Origin of the sequence: Streptomyces sp. NBC_00158, from assembly GCF_045160885.1 — a bacterium.
Taxonomy (GTDB): Bacteria; Actinomycetota; Actinomycetes; order Streptomycetales; family Streptomycetaceae; genus Streptomyces.
In genome coordinates this window covers 6,317,292-6,334,504 of record NZ_CP108161.1, presented here as the reverse complement: position 1 = coordinate 6,334,504, position 17,213 = coordinate 6,317,292, and the positions used below count along the sequence as shown (strand labels likewise).

General features: G+C 72.6%; 19 protein-coding genes. 10 read left to right on the top strand and 9 right to left on the bottom strand.

From position 1 onward, the window contains the following. Nucleotides 1–16: 16 nt before the first annotated feature. The 5 genes from OG553_RS29200 (at nt 17) to OG553_RS29180 (ending at nt 4,015) form a co-directional block, all read left to right on the top strand. The gene (locus OG553_RS29200) at nt 17–745 is read left to right on the top strand and encodes a glutamine amidotransferase (protein ID WP_362463756.1); all 729 of its coding nucleotides are present in this window, start codon (nt 17–19) and stop codon (nt 743–745) included. Nucleotides 746–971: 226 nt separating this feature from the next. Further along, nucleotides 972–1,997: a 6-phosphofructokinase gene (locus tag OG553_RS29195; protein WP_405981819.1), complete on the top strand. Its 1,026-nt coding sequence runs from the start codon at nt 972–974 to the stop codon at nt 1,995–1,997. A 91-nt stretch (nt 1,998–2,088) separates the two neighbouring features. After that, nucleotides 2,089–3,045: a cytochrome c oxidase assembly protein gene (locus tag OG553_RS29190; protein ID WP_405981818.1), complete on the top strand. Its 957-nt coding sequence runs from the start codon at nt 2,089–2,091 to the stop codon at nt 3,043–3,045. Nucleotides 3,046–3,077: 32 nt separating this feature from the next. Next, entirely contained in the window at nt 3,078–3,236 is a 159-nt protein-coding gene (locus tag OG553_RS29185) for a hypothetical protein (RefSeq protein ID WP_185911042.1), read from the top strand. A gap of 68 nt (nt 3,237–3,304) precedes the next feature. Beyond that, nucleotides 3,305–4,015 carry a lysophospholipid acyltransferase family protein gene (locus tag OG553_RS29180; RefSeq protein ID WP_405981817.1) on the top strand — a complete coding sequence of 237 codons (711 nt, stop codon included), beginning with the start codon at nt 3,305–3,307 and terminating at the stop codon, nt 4,013–4,015. A gap of 59 nt (nt 4,016–4,074) precedes the next feature. Here OG553_RS29180 and OG553_RS29175 read toward each other — a convergent pair whose 3' ends face one another. The 8 genes from OG553_RS29175 to OG553_RS29140 form a co-directional block, all read right to left on the bottom strand. Then, nucleotides 4,075–5,742, bottom strand: a complete 1,668-nt coding sequence (locus OG553_RS29175; RefSeq protein ID WP_405981816.1) for an alpha/beta hydrolase — start codon at nt 5,740–5,742, stop codon at nt 4,075–4,077. 172 nt (nt 5,743–5,914) lie between these two features. After that, entirely contained in the window at nt 5,915–6,700 is a 786-nt protein-coding gene (locus OG553_RS29170) for an urease accessory protein UreD (RefSeq protein ID WP_405981815.1), read from the bottom strand. Then, nucleotides 6,697–7,392, bottom strand: a complete 696-nt coding sequence (ureG, locus tag OG553_RS29165; protein ID WP_405981814.1) for an urease accessory protein UreG — start codon at nt 7,390–7,392, stop codon at nt 6,697–6,699. Before ureG ends, OG553_RS29170 begins: the two co-directional genes overlap by 4 nt. A 38-nt stretch (nt 7,393–7,430) precedes the next feature. Then, nucleotides 7,431–8,105, bottom strand: a complete 675-nt coding sequence (locus OG553_RS29160; protein WP_405981813.1) for an urease accessory protein UreF — start codon at nt 8,103–8,105, stop codon at nt 7,431–7,433. A gap of 13 nt (nt 8,106–8,118) precedes the next feature. Continuing rightward, nucleotides 8,119–9,840: an urease subunit alpha gene (locus OG553_RS29155; RefSeq protein ID WP_405981812.1), complete on the bottom strand. Its 1,722-nt coding sequence runs from the start codon at nt 9,838–9,840 to the stop codon at nt 8,119–8,121. Further along, entirely contained in the window at nt 9,833–10,144 is a 312-nt protein-coding gene (locus OG553_RS29150) for an urease subunit beta (RefSeq protein WP_405981811.1), read from the bottom strand. The genes OG553_RS29155 and OG553_RS29150 overlap by 8 nt, the downstream gene beginning before the upstream one ends. A 14-nt stretch (nt 10,145–10,158) precedes the next feature. Next, a complete protein-coding gene (locus tag OG553_RS29145) occupies nt 10,159–10,461 on the bottom strand; it encodes an urease subunit gamma (protein WP_361610790.1) in 303 nt (100 codons plus the stop codon). Nucleotides 10,462–10,764: 303 nt separating this feature from the next. Continuing rightward, nucleotides 10,765–11,214 (bottom strand): ATP-binding protein, encoded by a 450-nt coding sequence (locus tag OG553_RS29140; RefSeq protein ID WP_405981810.1) that lies wholly within the window; start codon nt 11,212–11,214, stop codon nt 10,765–10,767. Nucleotides 11,215–11,411: 197 nt separating this feature from the next. On the opposite strand from OG553_RS29140, the gene OG553_RS29135 reads away from it, so the two are divergent. After that, a complete protein-coding gene (locus OG553_RS29135; protein ID WP_405981809.1) occupies nt 11,412–12,296 on the top strand; it encodes a helix-turn-helix domain-containing protein in 885 nt (294 codons plus the stop codon). A 12-nt stretch (nt 12,297–12,308) separates the two neighbouring features. After that, nucleotides 12,309–12,530 (top strand): DUF397 domain-containing protein, encoded by a 222-nt coding sequence (locus OG553_RS29130; protein ID WP_405981808.1) that lies wholly within the window; start codon nt 12,309–12,311, stop codon nt 12,528–12,530. An 8-nt stretch (nt 12,531–12,538) separates the two neighbouring features. On the opposite strand, the gene OG553_RS29125 is transcribed toward OG553_RS29130, so the two are convergent. Continuing rightward, nucleotides 12,539–13,711: an 8-amino-7-oxononanoate synthase gene (locus OG553_RS29125; RefSeq protein WP_405981807.1), complete on the bottom strand. Its 1,173-nt coding sequence runs from the start codon at nt 13,709–13,711 to the stop codon at nt 12,539–12,541. Between the two features lie 179 nt (nt 13,712–13,890). On the opposite strand from OG553_RS29125, the gene bioB reads away from it, so the two are divergent. The 3 genes from bioB to bioD are packed head-to-tail and all read left to right on the top strand — an operon-like array spanning nt 13,891 to nt 17,174. Then, a complete protein-coding gene (bioB, locus tag OG553_RS29120) occupies nt 13,891–15,129 on the top strand; it encodes a biotin synthase BioB (RefSeq protein ID WP_405981806.1) in 1,239 nt (412 codons plus the stop codon). Then, nucleotides 15,122–16,456 carry an adenosylmethionine--8-amino-7-oxononanoate transaminase gene (locus OG553_RS29115; RefSeq protein WP_405981805.1) on the top strand — a complete coding sequence of 445 codons (1,335 nt, stop codon included), beginning with the start codon at nt 15,122–15,124 and terminating at the stop codon, nt 16,454–16,456. The genes bioB and OG553_RS29115 overlap by 8 nt, the downstream gene beginning before the upstream one ends. 1 nt (nt 16,457) lies before the next feature. After that, a complete protein-coding gene (gene bioD / locus OG553_RS29110) occupies nt 16,458–17,174 on the top strand; it encodes a dethiobiotin synthase (protein WP_405981804.1) in 717 nt (238 codons plus the stop codon). Nucleotides 17,175–17,213 lie beyond the last annotated feature (39 nt).

Below are 17,213 nucleotides of genomic sequence, written 5' to 3'. Positions count from 1 at the left end.
TTCGAAGGACAAGAGCATGAGCGACAACAGCCTGCGTCTGGTGTGGGTCTACCCCGACCTGCTCAGCACGTACGGAGACCAGGGCAACTGCCTCGTCGTGGAGCGCCGGGCGCGCCAGCGCGGCCTGGACGTGCAGCGCGTGGACGTGCGCAGCGACCAGCCCATCCCGACCTCGGGCGACATCTACCTGATCGGCGGCGGCGAGGACCGGCCGCAGCGGCTGGCCGCCGAGCGGCTGGTGCGCGACGGCGGCCTGGAGCGCGCCGTCTCGAACGGGGCGATCGTCTTCTCCGTCTGCGCCGGCTACCAGATCCTCGGCAACGAGTTCGTCAACGACATGGGCGAGCGCCAGCCGGGCCTGGGCCTGCTGGACGTGGTGACCGTGCGCGGCGAGGGCGAGCGGTGCGTCGGCGACGTCATCGCCGACATCGACCCGCGCCTGGGCCTGCCGCAGCTGACGGGCTTCGAGAACCACCAGGGCGTCACGCACCTGGGCCCGTCCGCGCGGCCGTTCGCCCGGGTGACGATGGGCCGCGGCAACGGCACCGGCGACGGCACCGAGGGCGCGTACAACGACACCGTCTTCGGCACGTACATGCACGGCCCCGTGATGGCGCGCAACCCGCTCATCGCGGACCACCTGCTGAAGCTGGCCCTCGACGTGAACGCGCTGCCGGCCATAGACGACCGCTGGTACGACGCGCTGCGCGCGGAGCGCATGGCGGCGGCCACGCAGACCGCGTAAGGGCGCTCCGCGCCCGTCGCACGGCTTCGGCTTCCGGCCCGGATCCCCTCGGGGGTCCGGGCCGGTGTGCGTTCGGTCGGTGTGCGTTCGTACGATCTTCTGTTTGTTCCGACCATCCTGTGGAGGATGGTTCAGTCCAGTGGGAAACCGCTTGTAGGGTGACGGGTAGTTCCAACCGGACGACGTGGTCCGGTCGTCGGCCCACGTTGCAAAGGTTCTTCCTGCCATGCGCATTGGTGTGCTCACTTCCGGCGGCGACTGCCCCGGCCTGAACGCCGTCATCCGCTCCGTCGTGCACCGCGCCGTCGTCGACCACGGCGACGAGGTCATCGGTTTCCACGACGGCTGGCGCGGCCTCCTGGAGTGCGACTACCGCAAGCTCGACCTGGACTCCGTCGCCGGCATCCTGGCCCGCGGCGGCACCATCCTCGGCTCCTCCCGCGTCCAGCCCGCGCACCTGCGCGACGGCGTGGAGCGGGCCCGCGGGCACGTGGCGGACCTCGGCCTGGACGCCGTCATCCCGATCGGCGGCGAGGGCACCCTGAAGGCGGCCAACCTGCTCGCCCAGGGCGGCCTGCCGATCGTCGGCGTGCCGAAGACCATCGACAACGACATCTCCTCCACGGACGTCACCTTCGGCTTCGACACCGCCGTCGGCGTCGCCACCGACGCCCTGGACCGGCTGAAGACCACCGCCGAGTCCCACCAGCGCGTGATGGTCGTGGAGGTCATGGGCCGCCACACCGGCTGGATCGCCCTGCACTCGGGCATGGCGGCCGGCGCGCACGCCATCGTCGTCCCGGAGCGCCCCTTCGACATCGAGGAGCTGACGGCGATCGTCGGCGAGCGCTTCTCGGCGGGCAAGCGGTTCGCGATCGTCGTGGTCGCCGAGGGCGCCAAGCCCCTCCCCGGCACGATGGAGTACCAGGCGGGCGGCAAGGACCAGTACGGCCACGAGCGCTTCGCCGGCATCGGCAACATCCTGGCCGTCGAACTGGAGCGGCGCCTGGGCAAGGAGGCCCGTCCGGTCATCCTGGGCCACGTCCAGCGCGGCGGCACGCCCACCGCGTACGACCGGGTCCTGGCCACCCGCTTCGGCTGGCACGCGGTGGAGGCGGCGCACCGCGGCGAGTTCGGCATGCTGACGGCCCTGCGCGGCACGGACATCGTGATGGTCCCCCTCGCCGAGGCCACCTCGACCCTGAAGACGGTCCCCTCGGACCGCTACGACGAGGCCCAGAACGTTCTGTGATGTTTCCCCCCTTCTGAGACCGCCCCCGGACGCGATCGCGTCCGGGGGCGGCACTACTGTGGTGGGGCGCCACAGTCAAGGGAGTGAAGGTATGGATCACAACGGTCACGGCATGGACATGAACATGGACCTGCCGCCGTTCACTCTCGGGCGCGGGCTGGAGTTCTCCTTCGACGCCTTCTTCCTGTTCGGCTCGCTGCTGGGGCTCGCCCTGTACGGGTGGGGCGTGTGGCGGCTGCGTTCGCGGGGGGACTCCTGGTCCGTGGGCCGGACCGTCGCCTTCGTCGCCGGTGTGCTGACGGTGATGCTGGTGATGTGCACCAAGCTGAACGACTACGGCATGGTCATGTTCAGCGTGCACATGGTCCAGCACATGGTGATCAGCATGGTCACCCCGATCCTGCTGCTGCTCGGGGCGCCGGTGACGCTGGCCCTGCGGGCGCTGCCGCCGGCGGCGCGCGGCCACAAGGGGCCGCGCGAGCTGCTCCTGATGCTGCTGCACAGCCGGTACATGCGGATCATCACCCACCCGGCCTTCACCATCCCGATGTTCATCGCGAGCCTCTACGCGCTGTACTTCACCCCGCTCTTCGACTTCCTGATGGAGAGCAAGGCCGGCCACATCGGCATGATGGTCCACTTCCTCGCCGTCGGCCTGATCTTCTTCTGGCCGATCATGGGCGTGGACCCGGGCCCGCACCGCCCCGGCTACGTGATGCGGATGCTGGAGCTGTTCGCGGGCATGCCCTTCCACGCCTTCTTCGGCATCGCGCTGATGATGGCGAGCGAGCCGATGATCAAGACGTACGCGAACCCGCCGGCCTCCCTGGAGATCGACCCGCTGCTCGACCAGCAGTGGGGCGGCGGCATCGCCTGGGCCTTCAGCGAGATCCCCTCGGTGCTGGTGCTGATCGCCCTGATCTACCAGTGGTACCACTCGGAGCAGCGGATCGCGCGGCGCTCGGACCGGGCCGCCGACCGGGACGGCGACAAGGAGCTCGCCGCCTACAACGCGTATCTCGCCTCCCTCCAGCAGCGCGGCCAGTAGCGCGGGGCCCCGGTCAGGAGCCACCATGGGGCATGACCGGATCCGTTAAGGCGATGGCCGTCACGACCTTCGCCGCTCTGGTGGCCGTCTCCACGTACTCGGTGGCGCTCGGCAGCAACGGCTGGCTGTGGTTCGGCTGGGTGGTGCTGGGGCTGCTGACCATGGGGCTGGCGGCCTCGCGCAGCGCCTGACCCTCCCGGCCCCGCGTTGACTGTCCGTAGGATGGCCGTGACATAGGGGCATCGACGGGAGCGGCCTGGTGTTCTACCACTTGCTCAAGCACGTACTGCTCGGTCCGCTGCTGCGGCTGCTGTTCCGGCCGCGGATCGAGGGGCTGGAGCACATCCCCCCGGAGGGCGCCGCGATCGTCGCGGGCAACCACCTGTCCTTCTCGGACCACTTCCTGATGCCCGCGATCCTCACGCGCCGGATCACCTTCCTCGCCAAGGCCGAGTACTTCACCGGGCCCGGCCTCAAGGGCCGGCTGACCGCCGCCTTCTTCCGCAGCGCGGGCCAGATCCCGGTGGACCGCTCCGGCAAGGACGCCGGGCAGGCGGCGCTGCGCGAGGGGCTCGGGGTGCTCGCCGAGGGCGAGCTGCTCGGGATCTACCCCGAGGGCACCCGCTCGCACGACGGGCGGCTCTACAAGGGCAAGGTCGGGGTGGCCGCCATGGCCCTGGGCGCGGGGGTACCGGTGGTGCCCTGCGCGATGCTCGGGACCTTCGAGATCCAGCCGCCCGGCCAGAAGCTCCCGAAGATCCGGCGGGTCACGATCCGCTTCGGCGCCCCGCTGGAGTTCTCCCGGTACGCGGGCATGGAGGGCGAGCGGGCCGTGCTGCGCGCGGTCACGGACGAGATCATGTACGCGATCCTGGGCCTCTCGGGCCAGGAGTACGTGGACCGGTACGCGGCCGAGGTCAAGGCCGAGGAAGAGCAGAAGCGGAAGAAGGCCCGGCGCTCCTCGCGCTGAGCCTTCTCCCGCTCTTGGTACCGGGTACTACCGGGTACTACGGAGTCCTGCCGGGGGTCCTAGCGGACGACCGCCGGGAGCTCCTCGTTCTGCGGCAGCGCGGCGGCCGGGGCCTGGGCGAGGGACTTCGCCGCGGCCGGGGCCGGCGGCACCGGGGTGGCGTGCGGGCCGCACTTCACGTCCTGGGCGTCGACCTTGCCGGTGAGCAGGTAGGCGTCCACACGGGTGTTGATGCAGGGGTTCACCAGGCTGGTGACGCCGTGCGAGCCGGCGTTCTGCTCGGTGATCAGGCGCGAGCCCGCCAGGCGGCGGTGCAGCTCGACGGCGCCCGCGTACGGGGTGGCCGCGTCACGCTCGGACTGGACGATCAGGACCGGGGCGATTCCGCGCTTGGCGCCGACCTCGATCGGGGTGCTCTGCTTGGACTTCCAGGTCGCGCAGGGCAGGTTCATCCACGCGTTCGACCAGGTCAGGAACGGGTACTTCTTGTGCAGCTCGGAGTTGTCCCGGTCCCACTTGGCCCAGCTGGTGGGCCACTTGGCGTCGGCGCACTCCACCGCGGTGTACACGGCGTTGCTGTTCTCCGAAGCGGCGTTGCCCTTGGTGTCGGACATGTCCGGGGCGATGGCCTCGATCAGCGGCTTCTCGTCACCGGCGGCCCAGGCGCTGAACGCCTGTGCGACCGGGACCCACGAGGAGTCGTAGTACGGGGCGCCCTGGAAGAAGCCGATCAGCTCGGCCGGGCCGACGACGCCGCCGAGCGGGTTGGCCTTGGCCTTGCCGCGCAGCTCCTGGTACTTGGCCTCGACCTTGGCGCGGGTGTCGCCGAGGTGGAAGACCGCGTCGTTCTTGGCGACCCAGTCCTGCCAGTCGTTCCAGCGCATCTGGAAGGCGACGTCCTGCTCCAGGTTGGCCTGGTACCAGATGTTGTCGGTCGCCGGGTTGACGACGCTGTCGACGATCATGCGGCGCACGTGGGTCGGGAAGAGGGTCGCGTAGACCCCGCCCAGGTAGGTGCCGTAGGAGACGCCGAGGTAGTTCAGCTTCTGCTCGCCGAGGGCGGCCCGGATGACGTCCAGGTCGCGCGCGGTGTTCGGCGTGGTCATGTGCGGCAGCATCTCGCCGCTGCGCTCCTTGCAGCCGTCCGCGTACTCGGCGGCGAGCTTGCGCTGGGCGCGCTTGTCGGCCTCGTTGGACGGGACCGGGTCGGCCTTGGGGGCCTTCACGAACTCCTGCGGGTCGATGCAGGAGATCGGCGCGGAGTGGCCGACGCCGCGGGGGTCGAAGCCCACGAAGTCGTACGCCTTGGAGGTGTTGACCCACAGCGGGCTCTTGGTGGTGACCCGGCGCGGGAAGCGCATGCCGGAACCGCCGGGACCGCCGGGGTTGTAGACGAGGGCGCCCTGGCGCTCCTCCTTGGTGCCCGTGCTGACGGCACGGTCGACGGCGAGCTCGATGGTCTTGCCGAAGGGCTTGGTGTAGTCGAGCGGGACCTTCACCCAGCCGCACTGGATCGGCTTCTCGAAGCCCCAGTCGGCAGGACAGTCCTTCCAGTCGATGCCGGCGCGCGCGGCGCGGGCGGCGGCGATCTGGACGCCGATCGCCTCGGCACCGCCGTTGTCCCGGCCGGCCGGAGCGGCCGAGGCCGGCGGCGCGAGCAGCAGGCCCGCGGCCAGCGCGCCGGTGATGAGGGTGGCGGCGCTCCCCAGCGTCGCGTTGCGTATCACGTGGTTGATCCCCCTGGTCATGTGCCGCCCGGAGCGGCAGGTTTGGGTCAGGGGGATCCTTTCGTCTGACCGGTACCCGGCAACAGAGCACGGTCGACTTCTTTGCCAACCCGATAACCGGAAAGGTGTGTACCGCTGAGCGGTGTCCCATTGCCCCGCTTCTGTCCCCCCGTCACCAGCCGTACGTGCGCAGCGCCCCGTCGAGGAGTTCGCGCAGCCTCAGCGCGTCCGGTGCGAGGGCCGTGACGAGTACGGCCGGTCCGGCCAGCGGGGTGGCCGCCGCGAACTCGCCCAGTACGGCGGCCGGGGGCGGGTCCTGCTCGAAGCGCGGGTCGACCACGAGGAGCTGGCCGAGGGCGCGGTGGCCGGCCGTGACGGCCGGGCCGTCCCAGCCGCCCGGTGCTCCGGGGCCGCAGCTCAGCTCCTGGTCCAGCAGGGGTCTGCCGTCCCGGGTGACGGTGAGCCGGCTGCGCAGCAGGCCGGGGGGCTCGGCGCTGCGTCCGAGCACCTGTTCCTCGCGCAGCAGGAGGCGGGCGGTGGGGGCCAGTTCGGCGCGGGTGGTGGCGCGCAGGTCGCTGCCGCGCACGGAGACGAGCGGTTCCGGCAGCCACCGCACCGCCGCCCGGTCGGCCAGCTCCAGCCGTACGTCGTACCGCGCGGGTTCCCCGGTGCGGCCGGGCAGGGCCAGGGTGGCGGCCGCGGAGCGCAGGGCGAGGGCGGCGCCGGGTCCCGCGTCGGCCTCCACCGTGAGGTGGTCGCCGCCGAGGGGGGCGCTCATCGCGCCGACCAGCATCACTCCCGCCTCGGCGCCCTCGCCCCGGGTGCGGCGCAGGGCGAGAGGCCCCTCCCCGGCCAGCAGGGGCAGGGCGGTGCCGCCGCGCCCGTCGGCGGCGGCGCGGATGCGGGCGGTGGCGCGGAGGGAGGCCGGGTGGGGGGCGGCGGGGGGCGCGCTGGTCACCGTACGGTCCAGGCGGCGATCCGGCCGCGCACCCAGTCGGCGACCGGGGCGACTCCTTCGGTGCCGCGCAGGGACTGGAAGGCCACGGGCAGGTCGCCGCGCTGGGCGGCGGCGTCGCGGGCCATGCGTTCCAGGTCGGAGCCGACGTGCGGGGCGAGGTCGGTCTTGTTGACGACGAGGAGGTCGGAGGTGGTGACGCCGGGGCCGCCCTTGCGGGGGATGTCGTCGCCGCCGGCCACGTCGATGACGAAGATCTGGGCGTCGACCAGGCCCCGGGAGAAGGTGGCGGTCAGGTTGTCGCCGCCGGACTCGACGAGGATCAGGTCGAGGGGGGCCGCGGCGAGGAAGGCCTCCTCCAGTTCCTCGACGGCCTCCAGGTTGGCGGAGATGTCGTCGCGGATGGCGGTGTGCGGGCAGGCGCCGGTCTCCACGGCGCTGATCCGCTCGGGGGGCAGGACGGCCTCGCGGAGCAGGAACTCGGCGTCCTCGCGGGTGTAGATGTCGTTGGTGACGACGGCCATGGACAGTTCGGTGCGCAGGGCCCGGCAGAGGGCGGCGACGGTGGCCGTCTTGCCGGAGCCGACGGGTCCGCCGAGGCCGACGCGCAGGGCGCGGCGGCTGCCGTCGGCGCGCAGCGGGGCGGCGCCGTGGGTGTGGCGGTGGGGGTAGGTCACGTCGTGGTCGAGGTGCACGGCAGATCTCCTAGGGGAAGGGGTGGGGGCGCTCGCGCTCAGGAGGCGAAGAGGCGTACCGCCCAGTCGGCATGTGCCTGTGCCGCGATCTCCAGCAGCGGTGAGGAGGCCGCGGGCAGGGCGTCCGGGCCCTCGGTGCGGGCGAGCCCGGCCGCCTCGGCGGCCCGGGCGGCGACGGCGTCGAGCTCGGGGGCGAGGCGGGCGAGTACGGCGCTCGCCTCGAAGGGGTCGAGGCCCAGCAGCCGTACGGTCGCGGTGGCCGGTCCGCTGACGCTCTCGTACGCCGCCACGTGCGCGGCGTCCAGGGCCGCGAGTCCGGCGGCCCGCGCGGCGAGGCCGAGCACCACGGGCTGGTGCGCCCCGCGCGGGAAGGCGGCGGCCAGCGCGTCCAGTTCGGCGGCGGGCCAGGTGGCGCGGGCGGCCCGCAGCAGCTGCCGGCCGAGCCGGCGGGCGGCGGCGCGCAGCGCGGGCGAGGGGGTGCGCGCGTCGGCGGCGGCGTCGAGTGCGGCCGGGTCGAGCCCGAGGGCGGCGGCCGCGGCGAGTCCGGCGGAGGTGAGCCCGGCGGTGTGCAGGCGTCCCCGGCAGAACTGTTCCAGGGTGGGGGCGTCGTGGATGCGGCCGGCCTTGCAGGCGGCTTCCGCCCCGCCGGAGTGGGCGTGCCCTCCGGCGGGGAAGCGGCCGTCCGCGAGCACGAGCAGTGCGGCGAGGCTCATCGGCGGTGGCCCATCAGAAGAGGAAGTATCTCTGTGCCATCGGCAGTTCGGCCGCGGGTGCCGGTTCCACCGCCTCGCCGTCGATGGTGACGGTGAAGGTGTCGGGGTCGACCCGTACGTCCGGCATGGCGTCGTTGTTGCGCATGTCGGACTTGCCGAGCTTGCGGGTGTTCTCGATGGCCGTGAACTTCTTGCCGAGGCCGAGGCGTTCGGGCAGGCCGTCGTCGAGGGCGGCCTGTGAGGTGAAGTTGACGGAGTTGAGGGAGGGTGCGCGTCCGATGCCGCCGTACATGGGGCGGGGCAGGACCGGCTGCGGGGTGGGGATGGAGGCGTTGGCGTCGCCCATCTGCGCGTACGCGATCTGACCGCCCTTGATCACGAGCTCGGGCTTGACCCCGAAGAAGGCGGGGGTCCACAGCACCAGGTCGGCGAGCTTGCCGATCTCGACGGAGCCGATCTCCTTGGCGAGGCCCTGGGCCACGGCGGGGTTGATCGTGTACTTGGCGACGTAGCGGCGGGCGCGGTGGTTGTCGGCGGGGCCGTCGCCGGGCAGGAAGCCGCGGCGCTGCTTCATCACGTGGGCGGTCTGCCAGGTGCGCAGGACGACCTCGCCGACCCGGCCCATGGCCTGGGAGTCGGAGGAGATGATGGAGATGGCCCCGAGGTCGTGGAGGACGTCCTCGGCGGCGATGGTGGAGGGCCGGATGCGGGACTCGGCGAAGGCGAGGTCCTCGGGGACGGCCGGGTTGAGGTGGTGGCAGACCATCAGCATGTCGAGGTGCTCCTCGACGGTGTTGAGGGTGTGCGGCCGGGTGGGGTTGGTGGAGCTGGGCAGGACGTTGGGCTCGGAGACCACGGTGATGATGTCGGGTGCGTGGCCGCCGCCCGCACCCTCGGTGTGGTACGAGTGGATGGTCCGGCCGGCGATGGCCGCGAGGGTGTCGGCGACGAAGCCGGCCTCGTTGAGGGTGTCGGTGTGGATGGCGACCTGGGCGCCGGTCTCGTCGGCCACGCCGAGGCAGGCGTCGATGGCGGCGGGGGTGGCGCCCCAGTCCTCGTGGATCTTGAAGCCGAGCGCTCCGCCGCGCAGCTGGGAGAGCATGCCCTCGCGGGACGTCGTGTTGCCCTTGCCGAGCAGGCCGATGTTGACGGGGTAGGCCTCCAGGGCGGCGAACATCCGGGCCAGGTGCCAGGGTCCGGGGGTGACGGTGGTGGCCTTGGAGCCCTCGGCGGGGCCGGTGCCGCCGCCGACGAGGGTGGTGATGCCGGAGGCGAGGGCCTCGTCGACGACGGTCGGGGAGATGAAGTGCACGTGGGCGTCGATGGCGCCGGCGGTGACGATCTTCCCGTTGCCCGCGATGATCTCGGTTTCGGGTCCGATGACGAGGGCGGGGTCGACCCCGTCCATGGTGTCGGGGTTCCCGGCCTTGCCGATGCCGCAGATGCGGCCGCCGGCGATGCCGATGTCGGCCTTGACGATGCCCCAGTGGTCGATGATCACCACGCCGGTGACGACCGTGTCGGGGGCGCCCTCGGCGCGGGTGGTGCGGGCCTGTCCCATGGACTCGCGGATGACCTTGCCGCCGCCGAAGACGGCCTCGTCGCCGGAGTTGCCGGGGCCGCCGCTGAGGTCGCGCTCGATCTCGACGAAGAGGGCGGTGTCGGCCAGCCGGATCCGGTCACCGGCGGTCGGCCCGAACAGGTCGGCGTAGGACCGGCGGGAGAGTTCAGCCATCGAGCGGCCCTCCGGTCTCGCCGCGCAGTCCGGGCACGGTGCGCAGTCCGCCGATCGGTACGAGTTCCACGGCGACGGGGATGCCCGGCTCGAAGCGGACGGCGGTGCCGGCGGCGATGTTCAGGCGCAGGCCGTGCGCGGCCCGCCGGTCGAAGTCGAGGCCGGGGTTGGCCTCGGCGAAGTGGTAGTGGGAGCCGACCTGTACGGGCCGGTCGGCGGCGTTGAGGACGATGAGGCGGGTGACGGGGCGGCCTTCGTTGAGGCGTACCGGTCCGTCCCCGTGGACGATCTCGCCGGGGATCATGCTGCTGCTCCCCCTCAGACGATCGGGTCGTGGACGGTGACGAGCTTGGTGCCATCGGGGAAGGTCGCCTCGACCTGGACGTCGTGGATCATCTCGGGGATGCCCTCCATGACCTCCGCCCGGGTGAGCACGGTGCGGCCGGACGCCATCAGCTCGGCCACGGTCCGCCCGTCCCGGGCTCCTTCGAGGAGGTGCGAGGTGATCAGGGCGACGGCCTCGGGGTGGTTGAGGAGCACCCCGCGCGCCCTGCGCTTCTCGGCCACGTCGGCGGCCACATGGATCAGGAGTCTCTCTTGTTCATGTGGTGTCAATTGCACCTGTATCACCAAGCTTCCGGGACATGGTCTTCGTCGCGCCGGGGAGTGACCGTACCGGCCGTCAACATGTTGTTGACCTGCGCTTATCCGTGCCAAGCGTCTCTTGCCCAACACAGGACGAGGCTTTCCGTCCCGATCACCACCGCTTTACCGGAGCGTGGGTGATCATTGGCGGAAGAGCGAGGACCATACCGTAGGGGCCGTATTTTTCCGCCGAGTTAACCCACGTTTCGGGAAGGCACTCGGTTCAATGCCGCCCCGGTCCCGGCGGGGCGGTTCGTATACGGCCCGCGGCCGGTGGGCTCAACAGCCCCTGAGGGTCCGCGCGGAGGCGTCGGCGGGCCAGGGCAGGGCGATCCACACGGTCTTGCCGCCGTCCTCGGTGGGGCTGACGGAGAGCCGGCCGCCGGCCTCGGCGGCGAGCCAGCGGATGATGACCATGCCGCGGCCGTTGTCCTGCTGGACGGCGGCGGGGAGCCGCTTGGGCCAGCGGGGGTGGCTGTCCGTCACTCCGACGCGCAGCCATTCCTCGCGTTCGAGGCGGACGTCGACGGTGAAGGTGGGCGACTGGCCGAAGGTGTGCTGCACGGAGTTGGTCGCCAGTTCCGAGACGATGAGGCGGACGGTGTCCGCGGTGCCGGCGTCCTCGGGCAGTCCCCAGTCGCTCAGTACCCGCGCCACGTAGCGGCGGGCGGCTGCCACCGACACCGGATCGCTCGGCAGAGTGACGGATGCTTCCAGCTGATCTGCCATGGCGACGTCCCTTTCCCACCGGGACGGAGCCGCCCCGGATCTACGCTGAGCGCCAGAGTGCCACCCATCGTGCCGCCGTTTCCGCCGTTCCCCCAAGATATGCATATATCTGTCGCTCAATGCGGTGAACTCTGCTACGGAAGAGCGTATTTGGACGGCAGACTGGTGCGAGGTGTGCCGGTGGAAGGAGAGCGGGTATGCAGCACGGTCCCGCGGTACGTCGGCGCAAACTCGGTGAGGAGCTGCGTGCCCTGCGCGACCGCTCCGGGCTCACCAGCGGCGAGGTGGCCCGCATCGTCGGCTGGCACCAGTCGAAGGTCAGCCGGATCGAGACCGGCCGCAGCGGCGTGAAGACGGAGGACATCCGGCTGCTGCTGGACGCCTACGGGGAGGTGGTGAGCGCCCAGCAGCGCGCCCTGCTGGAGGCCCTCGGGGCCTCGGCGGCCGGTCCGGCGTCGAGCGGGGACGCGGCGCGCGGGCGGCAGTGGTGGCACGACTACCGGGGCCTGCTCCCGCAGGAGTACCGGGACTTCATCAGCCTGGAGGCCGGGGCGCGGGCGGCGCGGACCGTCGAGCTGTCGGTGGTGCCGGGGCTGCTCCAGACCCCGGACTACGCGCGGGCCGTGACCCGGGCCGCGCTGGGCGGGCTGCCGGAGCCGAAGGTGGACGCGCTGGTGGACGTACGCCTGGCCCGGCAGGCGGTGCTGCGGTCGGATCCGCCGCTGGAGCTGAGCGCGGTGCTGGACGAGGCGGTGCTGCGCCGGCAGATCGGCGGGCCGGGGGTGATGGAGCAGCAGCTGAGGCATCTGGTGGAGGTGGCGCGGCTGCCCCAAGTGCGGCTCCAGGTGCTGCCGTTCACCGTGGGGGGCCATCTCGGCCTGACCGGACCGTTCGTAATTTTCTCATTTCCGAACATCGCCGATCTGGATGTGGTGGTGCTCGACCATTTGACGAGTAGCCTCTATCTGGAGCGGAAGGAAGACCTAGAGGCGTACAGCGCCGCGTTCCGCACCATCCAGGCGCACGCCCTCCCGCCCCGTGACTCGTCGGATCTCATCAGCTCTATCGCTGACGACGCGTAAGGAGGCACCCCCGTGTCCGCAACCCCCTTATCCACCAGCGGACTTCTGAACAGCGCGCGGTGGCGGCGGAGCAGCCGCAGCACCGGAATGAACAACTGCGTGGAAGCGGCCGCCCTGACCGGCGGACTGCTGGCCGTCCGCGACTCCAAGCGGACGGACGGCCCGGCCGTGCTCTTCACCGGGCCGGCCTGGGACGGCTTCCTCGCCTCGGTACGGGCGGACGTGCGCGTGTGACGTGACGCCTAGCGGTCCGTGGCTCCGGCCGGAGCGGTCCCGAGGACCGTGCCGACGGCCCGGCTGATCTCGTCCCCCGTGAGATCCGCCCGAGCCGTCAGCCGCAGCCGGGAGATGCCGTCCGGCACCGACGGCGGACGGAAGCACCCCACGGACAGACCTGCCTCGCGGCAGTCGGCGGCCCAGCGCAGTGCCGCCGAAGCCGACGGGGCCCGAACCGACACCACGGCCGCGTCCGGCCGGGCCGCGGTCAGGCCGGACGCGGTGAGCCGCCCGTACAGCTCGGCGGCCACTTCCCGGACCCGGGCCGCGCGCTCCGGTTCCCGGCCCAGCAGACGCAGGCTCGCCAGCGCCGCACCGGCGGCGGCGGGGGCCAGCCCGGTGTCGAAGATGAAGGCCCGGGCCGTGTTGACCAGGTGCCGGATGACCTTGGCGGGCCCGAGCACCGCGCCGCCCTGGCTGCCCAGCGACTTCGAGAGGGTCATCGTGGCGACCACCCCCGGCGCGCCCGCGAGCCCGGCGGCGTGCAGCGCGCCGCGGCCGCCCTCGCCCAGCACCCCCAGCCCGTGCGCGTCGTCCACGACCAGCGCGGCGCCCTCGTCCCGGCAGGCCGCGTGGTACGCGGCGAGCGGCGCGGCGTCCCCGTCGACGGAGAACACCGAGTCGGTCACGAGCAGGGCGCGGCCGTCGTGCCCGGCCAGGGTCTTGCGGGCCGTCTCCGGGTCGCCGTGCGGGGTGACCGCGACCTCGGCCCGCGAGAGCCGGCAGCCGTCGACGATCGAGGCGTGGTTCCCCGCGTCGGAGACCACGAGGGTGCCCCGGCCGCTGAGCGCGGTCACGGCGGCCAGGTTCGCGGCATATCCGGATGAAAGCACCAGAGCGGACTCGAACCCCGCGAATGCCGCGAGCTCCCGCTCGAGTTCGGCATGGAGCTCGGTCGAGCCCGTGACCAGGCGCGACCCGGTGGCACCTGCGCCCCAGCGCTCGGCCGCCTCACAGGCACCCCGCACGGTCTCGGGATGCCGGGACAGGCCCAGGTAGTCGTTGCTCGCCAGGTCCAGCAGGGGCGAGGAGGCGGGCCTCGGACGCAGGGTCCGCACCAGCCCCGCCTGCTCGCGGACGCGCTCCGCGCCGTCGATCCAGGCGAAGACGTCCTCGGGTTGCGGGGTGTGCTGGGTCATCGGCGGTCCTCGCGTCGCGTCTCGCGATGTGTCTCGCGTTTTGTCGGCAGTCGACAGATCTGCTCGACCCTATCCGCCGCGACCCGAGGGACTGGTGTGGCGATCCACACACTCCCTTCCGGCCATGTTGTCCGATCTCTCCTTGGCCGGGAGTGGTCGCGTGGGACAGGATCGGGCGCATGGACCTGCTGAACACCCTGGTGGAAAAGGGACTGCGGCGCGAGCTGCCGACCCGCGAAGAGGCGCTGGCCGTACTGGCGACCTCCGACGACGAACTGCTCGACGTGGTGGCCGCTGCCGGCAAGGTGCGCCGCCAGTGGTTCGGGCGCCGCGTCAAGCTGAACTACCTGGTCAACCTGAAGTCGGGGCTCTGCCCCGAGGACTGCTCGTACTGCTCCCAGCGCCTGGGGTCGAAGGCCGAGATCCTCAAGTACACGTGGCTGAAGCCGGACGAGGCCTCCGCCGCGGCCGCCGCGGGCGTGGCCGGCGGCGCCAAGCGGGTCTGCCTGGTGGCCAGCGGACGCGGTCCGACCGACCGTGACGTGGCCCGCGTCGGCGAGACGATCGCCGCCATCAAGGAGCAGAACGAGGGCGTCGAGGTCTGCGCCTGCCTGGGCCTGCTGGCCGAGGGCCAGGCCGAGAAGCTCCGCGAGGCGGGTGCGGATGCCTACAACCACAACCTGAACACCTCCGAGGCCACCTACGGCCAGATCACCAAGACGCACACCTACGCGGACCGCGTCGACACGGTGCAGAAGGCGCACGCGGCGGGCCTGTCCGCCTGCTCCGGCCTGATCGCCGGCATGGGCGAGAGCGACGAGGACCTGATCGACGTCGTCTTCTCGCTGCGCGAGCTGGACTCGGACTCCGTCCCCGTCAACTTCCTGATCCCCTTCGAGGGCACCCCGCTGGCCAAGGAGTGGAACCTCACCCCGCAGCGCTGCCTGCGGATCCTCGCCATGGTCCGCTTCGTCTGCCCCGACGTGGAGGTCCGGATCGCCGGCGGCCGCGAGGTGCACCTGCGCTCGATGCAGCCGCTCGCGCTGAACATCGCCAACTCCATCTTCCTCGGCGACTACCTCACCAGTGAGGGCCAGGCCGGCCAGGCCGACCTCGACATGATCGCGGACGCCGGTTTCGAGGTGGAGGGCGCCGGTACGACCACCCTGCCCGCGCACCGCGCCGACGTCGCGGCCGCCGCCCCCGCGGGCGGTGTGTGCGGGTCCTCGGCCGGTGCCGGCGGCTGCGGTCCGGCGGACGGCGCGGAGGCCCACGGCTGCGGCTCGGCCTGCGGCGGCTGCTCCGGGCACGCCCCGGAGGCGCCGGCGCCCGCCCAGGCGGAGGCCGGAGAGGTCCGTTCGGACCTGGTGGCGGTACGCCGCCGCGGCGCGGGGACGGACATCGCCCCCAATGCGTGACCGGTTCCCGCTGCACGACCCGCTCGACCCCTCGTCGGACACTGCGGACCTGCTCGCCCTGGACCGGCAGCACGTCTGGCACCCGTACGGCCCGATGCCCGGGCGGCAGGAGGCCCTCGTGGTCTCCTCCGCCTCGGGGGTCCGGCTCCGGCTCGCCTCCCCCGCCCAGGGGCGGGAGGAGCTGGTCGACGGCATGTCCTCCTGGTGGTCGGCGATCCACGGCTACAACCACCCGGTGCTCAACGAGGCCGCGACCGCGCAGCTGGGCCGGATGTCGCACGTGATGTTCGGCGGGCTCACCCACGAGCCCGCCGTCCGGCTGGCCGCGCGGCTGGTGGAGATCACCCCCGCCGGTCTGGAGCACGTCTTCCTCGCCGACTCCGGGTCGGTGGCCGTCGAGGTCGCCGTCAAGATGTGCCTGCAGTACTGGCGTTCGCTGGGCCGCACCGGCAAGACCCGGCTGCTGACCTGGCGCGGCGGCTACCACGGCGACACCTGGCAGCCGATGGCCGTGTGCGACCCCGACGGCGGCATGCACGAGCTGTGGCAGGGCCACCTGCCCCGGCAGGTCTTCGCCGACGCCCCGCCCGGGGAGTTCGACACCCCCGTGGACCCGGCGTACGCGGACCACCTGCGCTCGCTGGTCGCCGCGCACGCCGACGAGCTGGCCGCGGTGATCGTGGAGCCGGTGGTGCAGGGCGCGGGCGGCATGCGCTTCCACCACCCGGGCTACCTGCGGGTGCTGCGCGAGCTGTGCGACGAGTACGGGGTGCTGCTGATCCTGGACGAGATCGCGACGGGCTTCGGCCGCACGGGCGCGCTGTTCGCCGCCGACCACGCGGGCATCACCCCGGACGTCATGTGCCTGGGCAAGTCCCTGACCGGCGGCTACCTCACCCTCGCGGCGACCCTGTGCACCGAGCGGGTCGCCGACGGCATCTCGCAGGGCGAGGTCCCGGTGCTGGCGCACGGGCCGACCTTCATGGGCAACCCGCTCGCCACGGCCGTGGCCCTGGCCTCGATCGACCTGCTGCTCGGCCAGGACTGGGCCGGGGAGGTCAAGCGGATCGAGGCGGGCCTGCGCGAGGGCCTCGCGGCGGCCTCCGCCGTGCCCGGGGTCAAGGACGTGCGCGTGCTCGGGGCCATCGGCGTGATCCAGCTCGACCATCCGGTCGACGTGTGGGCCGCCACCCGGGCGTCGGTCCGGGAGGGCGTCTGGCTGCGCCCGTTCCGCGACCTGATCTACACCATGCCCCCGTTCGTCACCGGCGACGCCGACGTGGCCCGGATCTGCCGCGCGGCCGTCGCAGCGGCGCAGGAAGGCTGAGATGTCCGTAGTCGTCGTGTCCGGTACCGGCACGGAGATCGGCAAGACGGTGGTCACCGCGGCCATCGCGGCCGCCGCCCTGGCCGCCGGCCGTTCGGTGGCGGTGCTCAAGCCCGCCCAGACCGGAGTGGGCCCGGACGAGCCCGGGGACACCGCCGAGGTCGTGCGGCTCGCCGGCCCGGCCGTGACCGGGCTGGAACTGGCCCGCTACCCCGAGCCCCTGGCCCCGGACACCGCCGCGCGGCGCTCCGGGCTGGCGACGCTGACCCCGGCCGGGATCGCGGAGGCGGCGGCGCGGCTGGACGCCGAGCACGACCTGGTGCTCGTGGAGGGCGCGGGCGGGCTGCTCGTGCGCTTCGACGAGGAGGGCCGCACCCTGGCGGACGCGGCGCGGCTGATGGCGGCGCCGGTGCTGGTGGTGGCCCCCGCGGGGCTGGGCACGCTGAACAGCACGGACCTGACCGCCGAGGCCCTGGCGGCCCGGTCCGTGAGGGGGCTCGGGGTGGTGGTCGGCAGCTGGCCCGCGGCTCCCGACCTGGCCTCCCGGTGCAACCTCGCCGACCTCCCGAAGTCCGGGCTCCCGCTGCTGGGGGCCGTGCCGGAGCGGGCCGGCGCCCTGGAGCCCGCCGCCTTCCGCGCGGCCGCGCCGACCTGGCTGGGGGCCGCGCTGGACGGCACCTGGTCGGCGGAGTCCTTCCTCGCCGAGTGGCCCGCCTGATGTACCCCGCCTGATTCAACCCGGCGGCGGGGAGCCGGT

Bases quoted from the DNA above. Each gene is read 5' to 3' on its own strand.
- OG553_RS29200 (WP_362463756.1), top strand. From the start codon at position 17: ATGAGCGACAACAGCCTGCGTCTGGTGTGGGTCTACCCCGACCTGCTC.
- OG553_RS29195 (WP_405981819.1), top strand. From the start codon at position 972: ATGCGCATTGGTGTGCTCACTTCCGGCGGCGACTGCCCCGGCCTGAAC.
- OG553_RS29190 (WP_405981818.1), top strand. From the start codon at position 2,089: ATGGATCACAACGGTCACGGCATGGACATGAACATGGACCTGCCGCCG.
- OG553_RS29185 (WP_185911042.1), top strand. From the start codon at position 3,078: ATGACCGGATCCGTTAAGGCGATGGCCGTCACGACCTTCGCCGCTCTG.
- OG553_RS29160 (WP_405981813.1), bottom strand. From the start codon at position 8,105: ATGAGCCTCGCCGCACTGCTCGTGCTCGCGGACGGCCGCTTCCCCGCC.
- OG553_RS29155 (WP_405981812.1), bottom strand. From the start codon at position 9,840: ATGGCTGAACTCTCCCGCCGGTCCTACGCCGACCTGTTCGGGCCGACC.
- OG553_RS29150 (WP_405981811.1), bottom strand. From the start codon at position 10,144: ATGATCCCCGGCGAGATCGTCCACGGGGACGGACCGGTACGCCTCAAC.
- OG553_RS29140 (WP_405981810.1), bottom strand. From the start codon at position 11,214: ATGGCAGATCAGCTGGAAGCATCCGTCACTCTGCCGAGCGATCCGGTG.
- OG553_RS29135 (WP_405981809.1), top strand. From the start codon at position 11,412: ATGCAGCACGGTCCCGCGGTACGTCGGCGCAAACTCGGTGAGGAGCTG.
- OG553_RS29125 (WP_405981807.1), bottom strand. From the start codon at position 13,711: ATGACCCAGCACACCCCGCAACCCGAGGACGTCTTCGCCTGGATCGAC.
- bioB (WP_405981806.1), top strand. From the start codon at position 13,891: ATGGACCTGCTGAACACCCTGGTGGAAAAGGGACTGCGGCGCGAGCTG.
- OG553_RS29115 (WP_405981805.1), top strand. From the start codon at position 15,122: ATGCGTGACCGGTTCCCGCTGCACGACCCGCTCGACCCCTCGTCGGAC.
- bioD (WP_405981804.1), top strand. From the start codon at position 16,458: ATGTCCGTAGTCGTCGTGTCCGGTACCGGCACGGAGATCGGCAAGACG.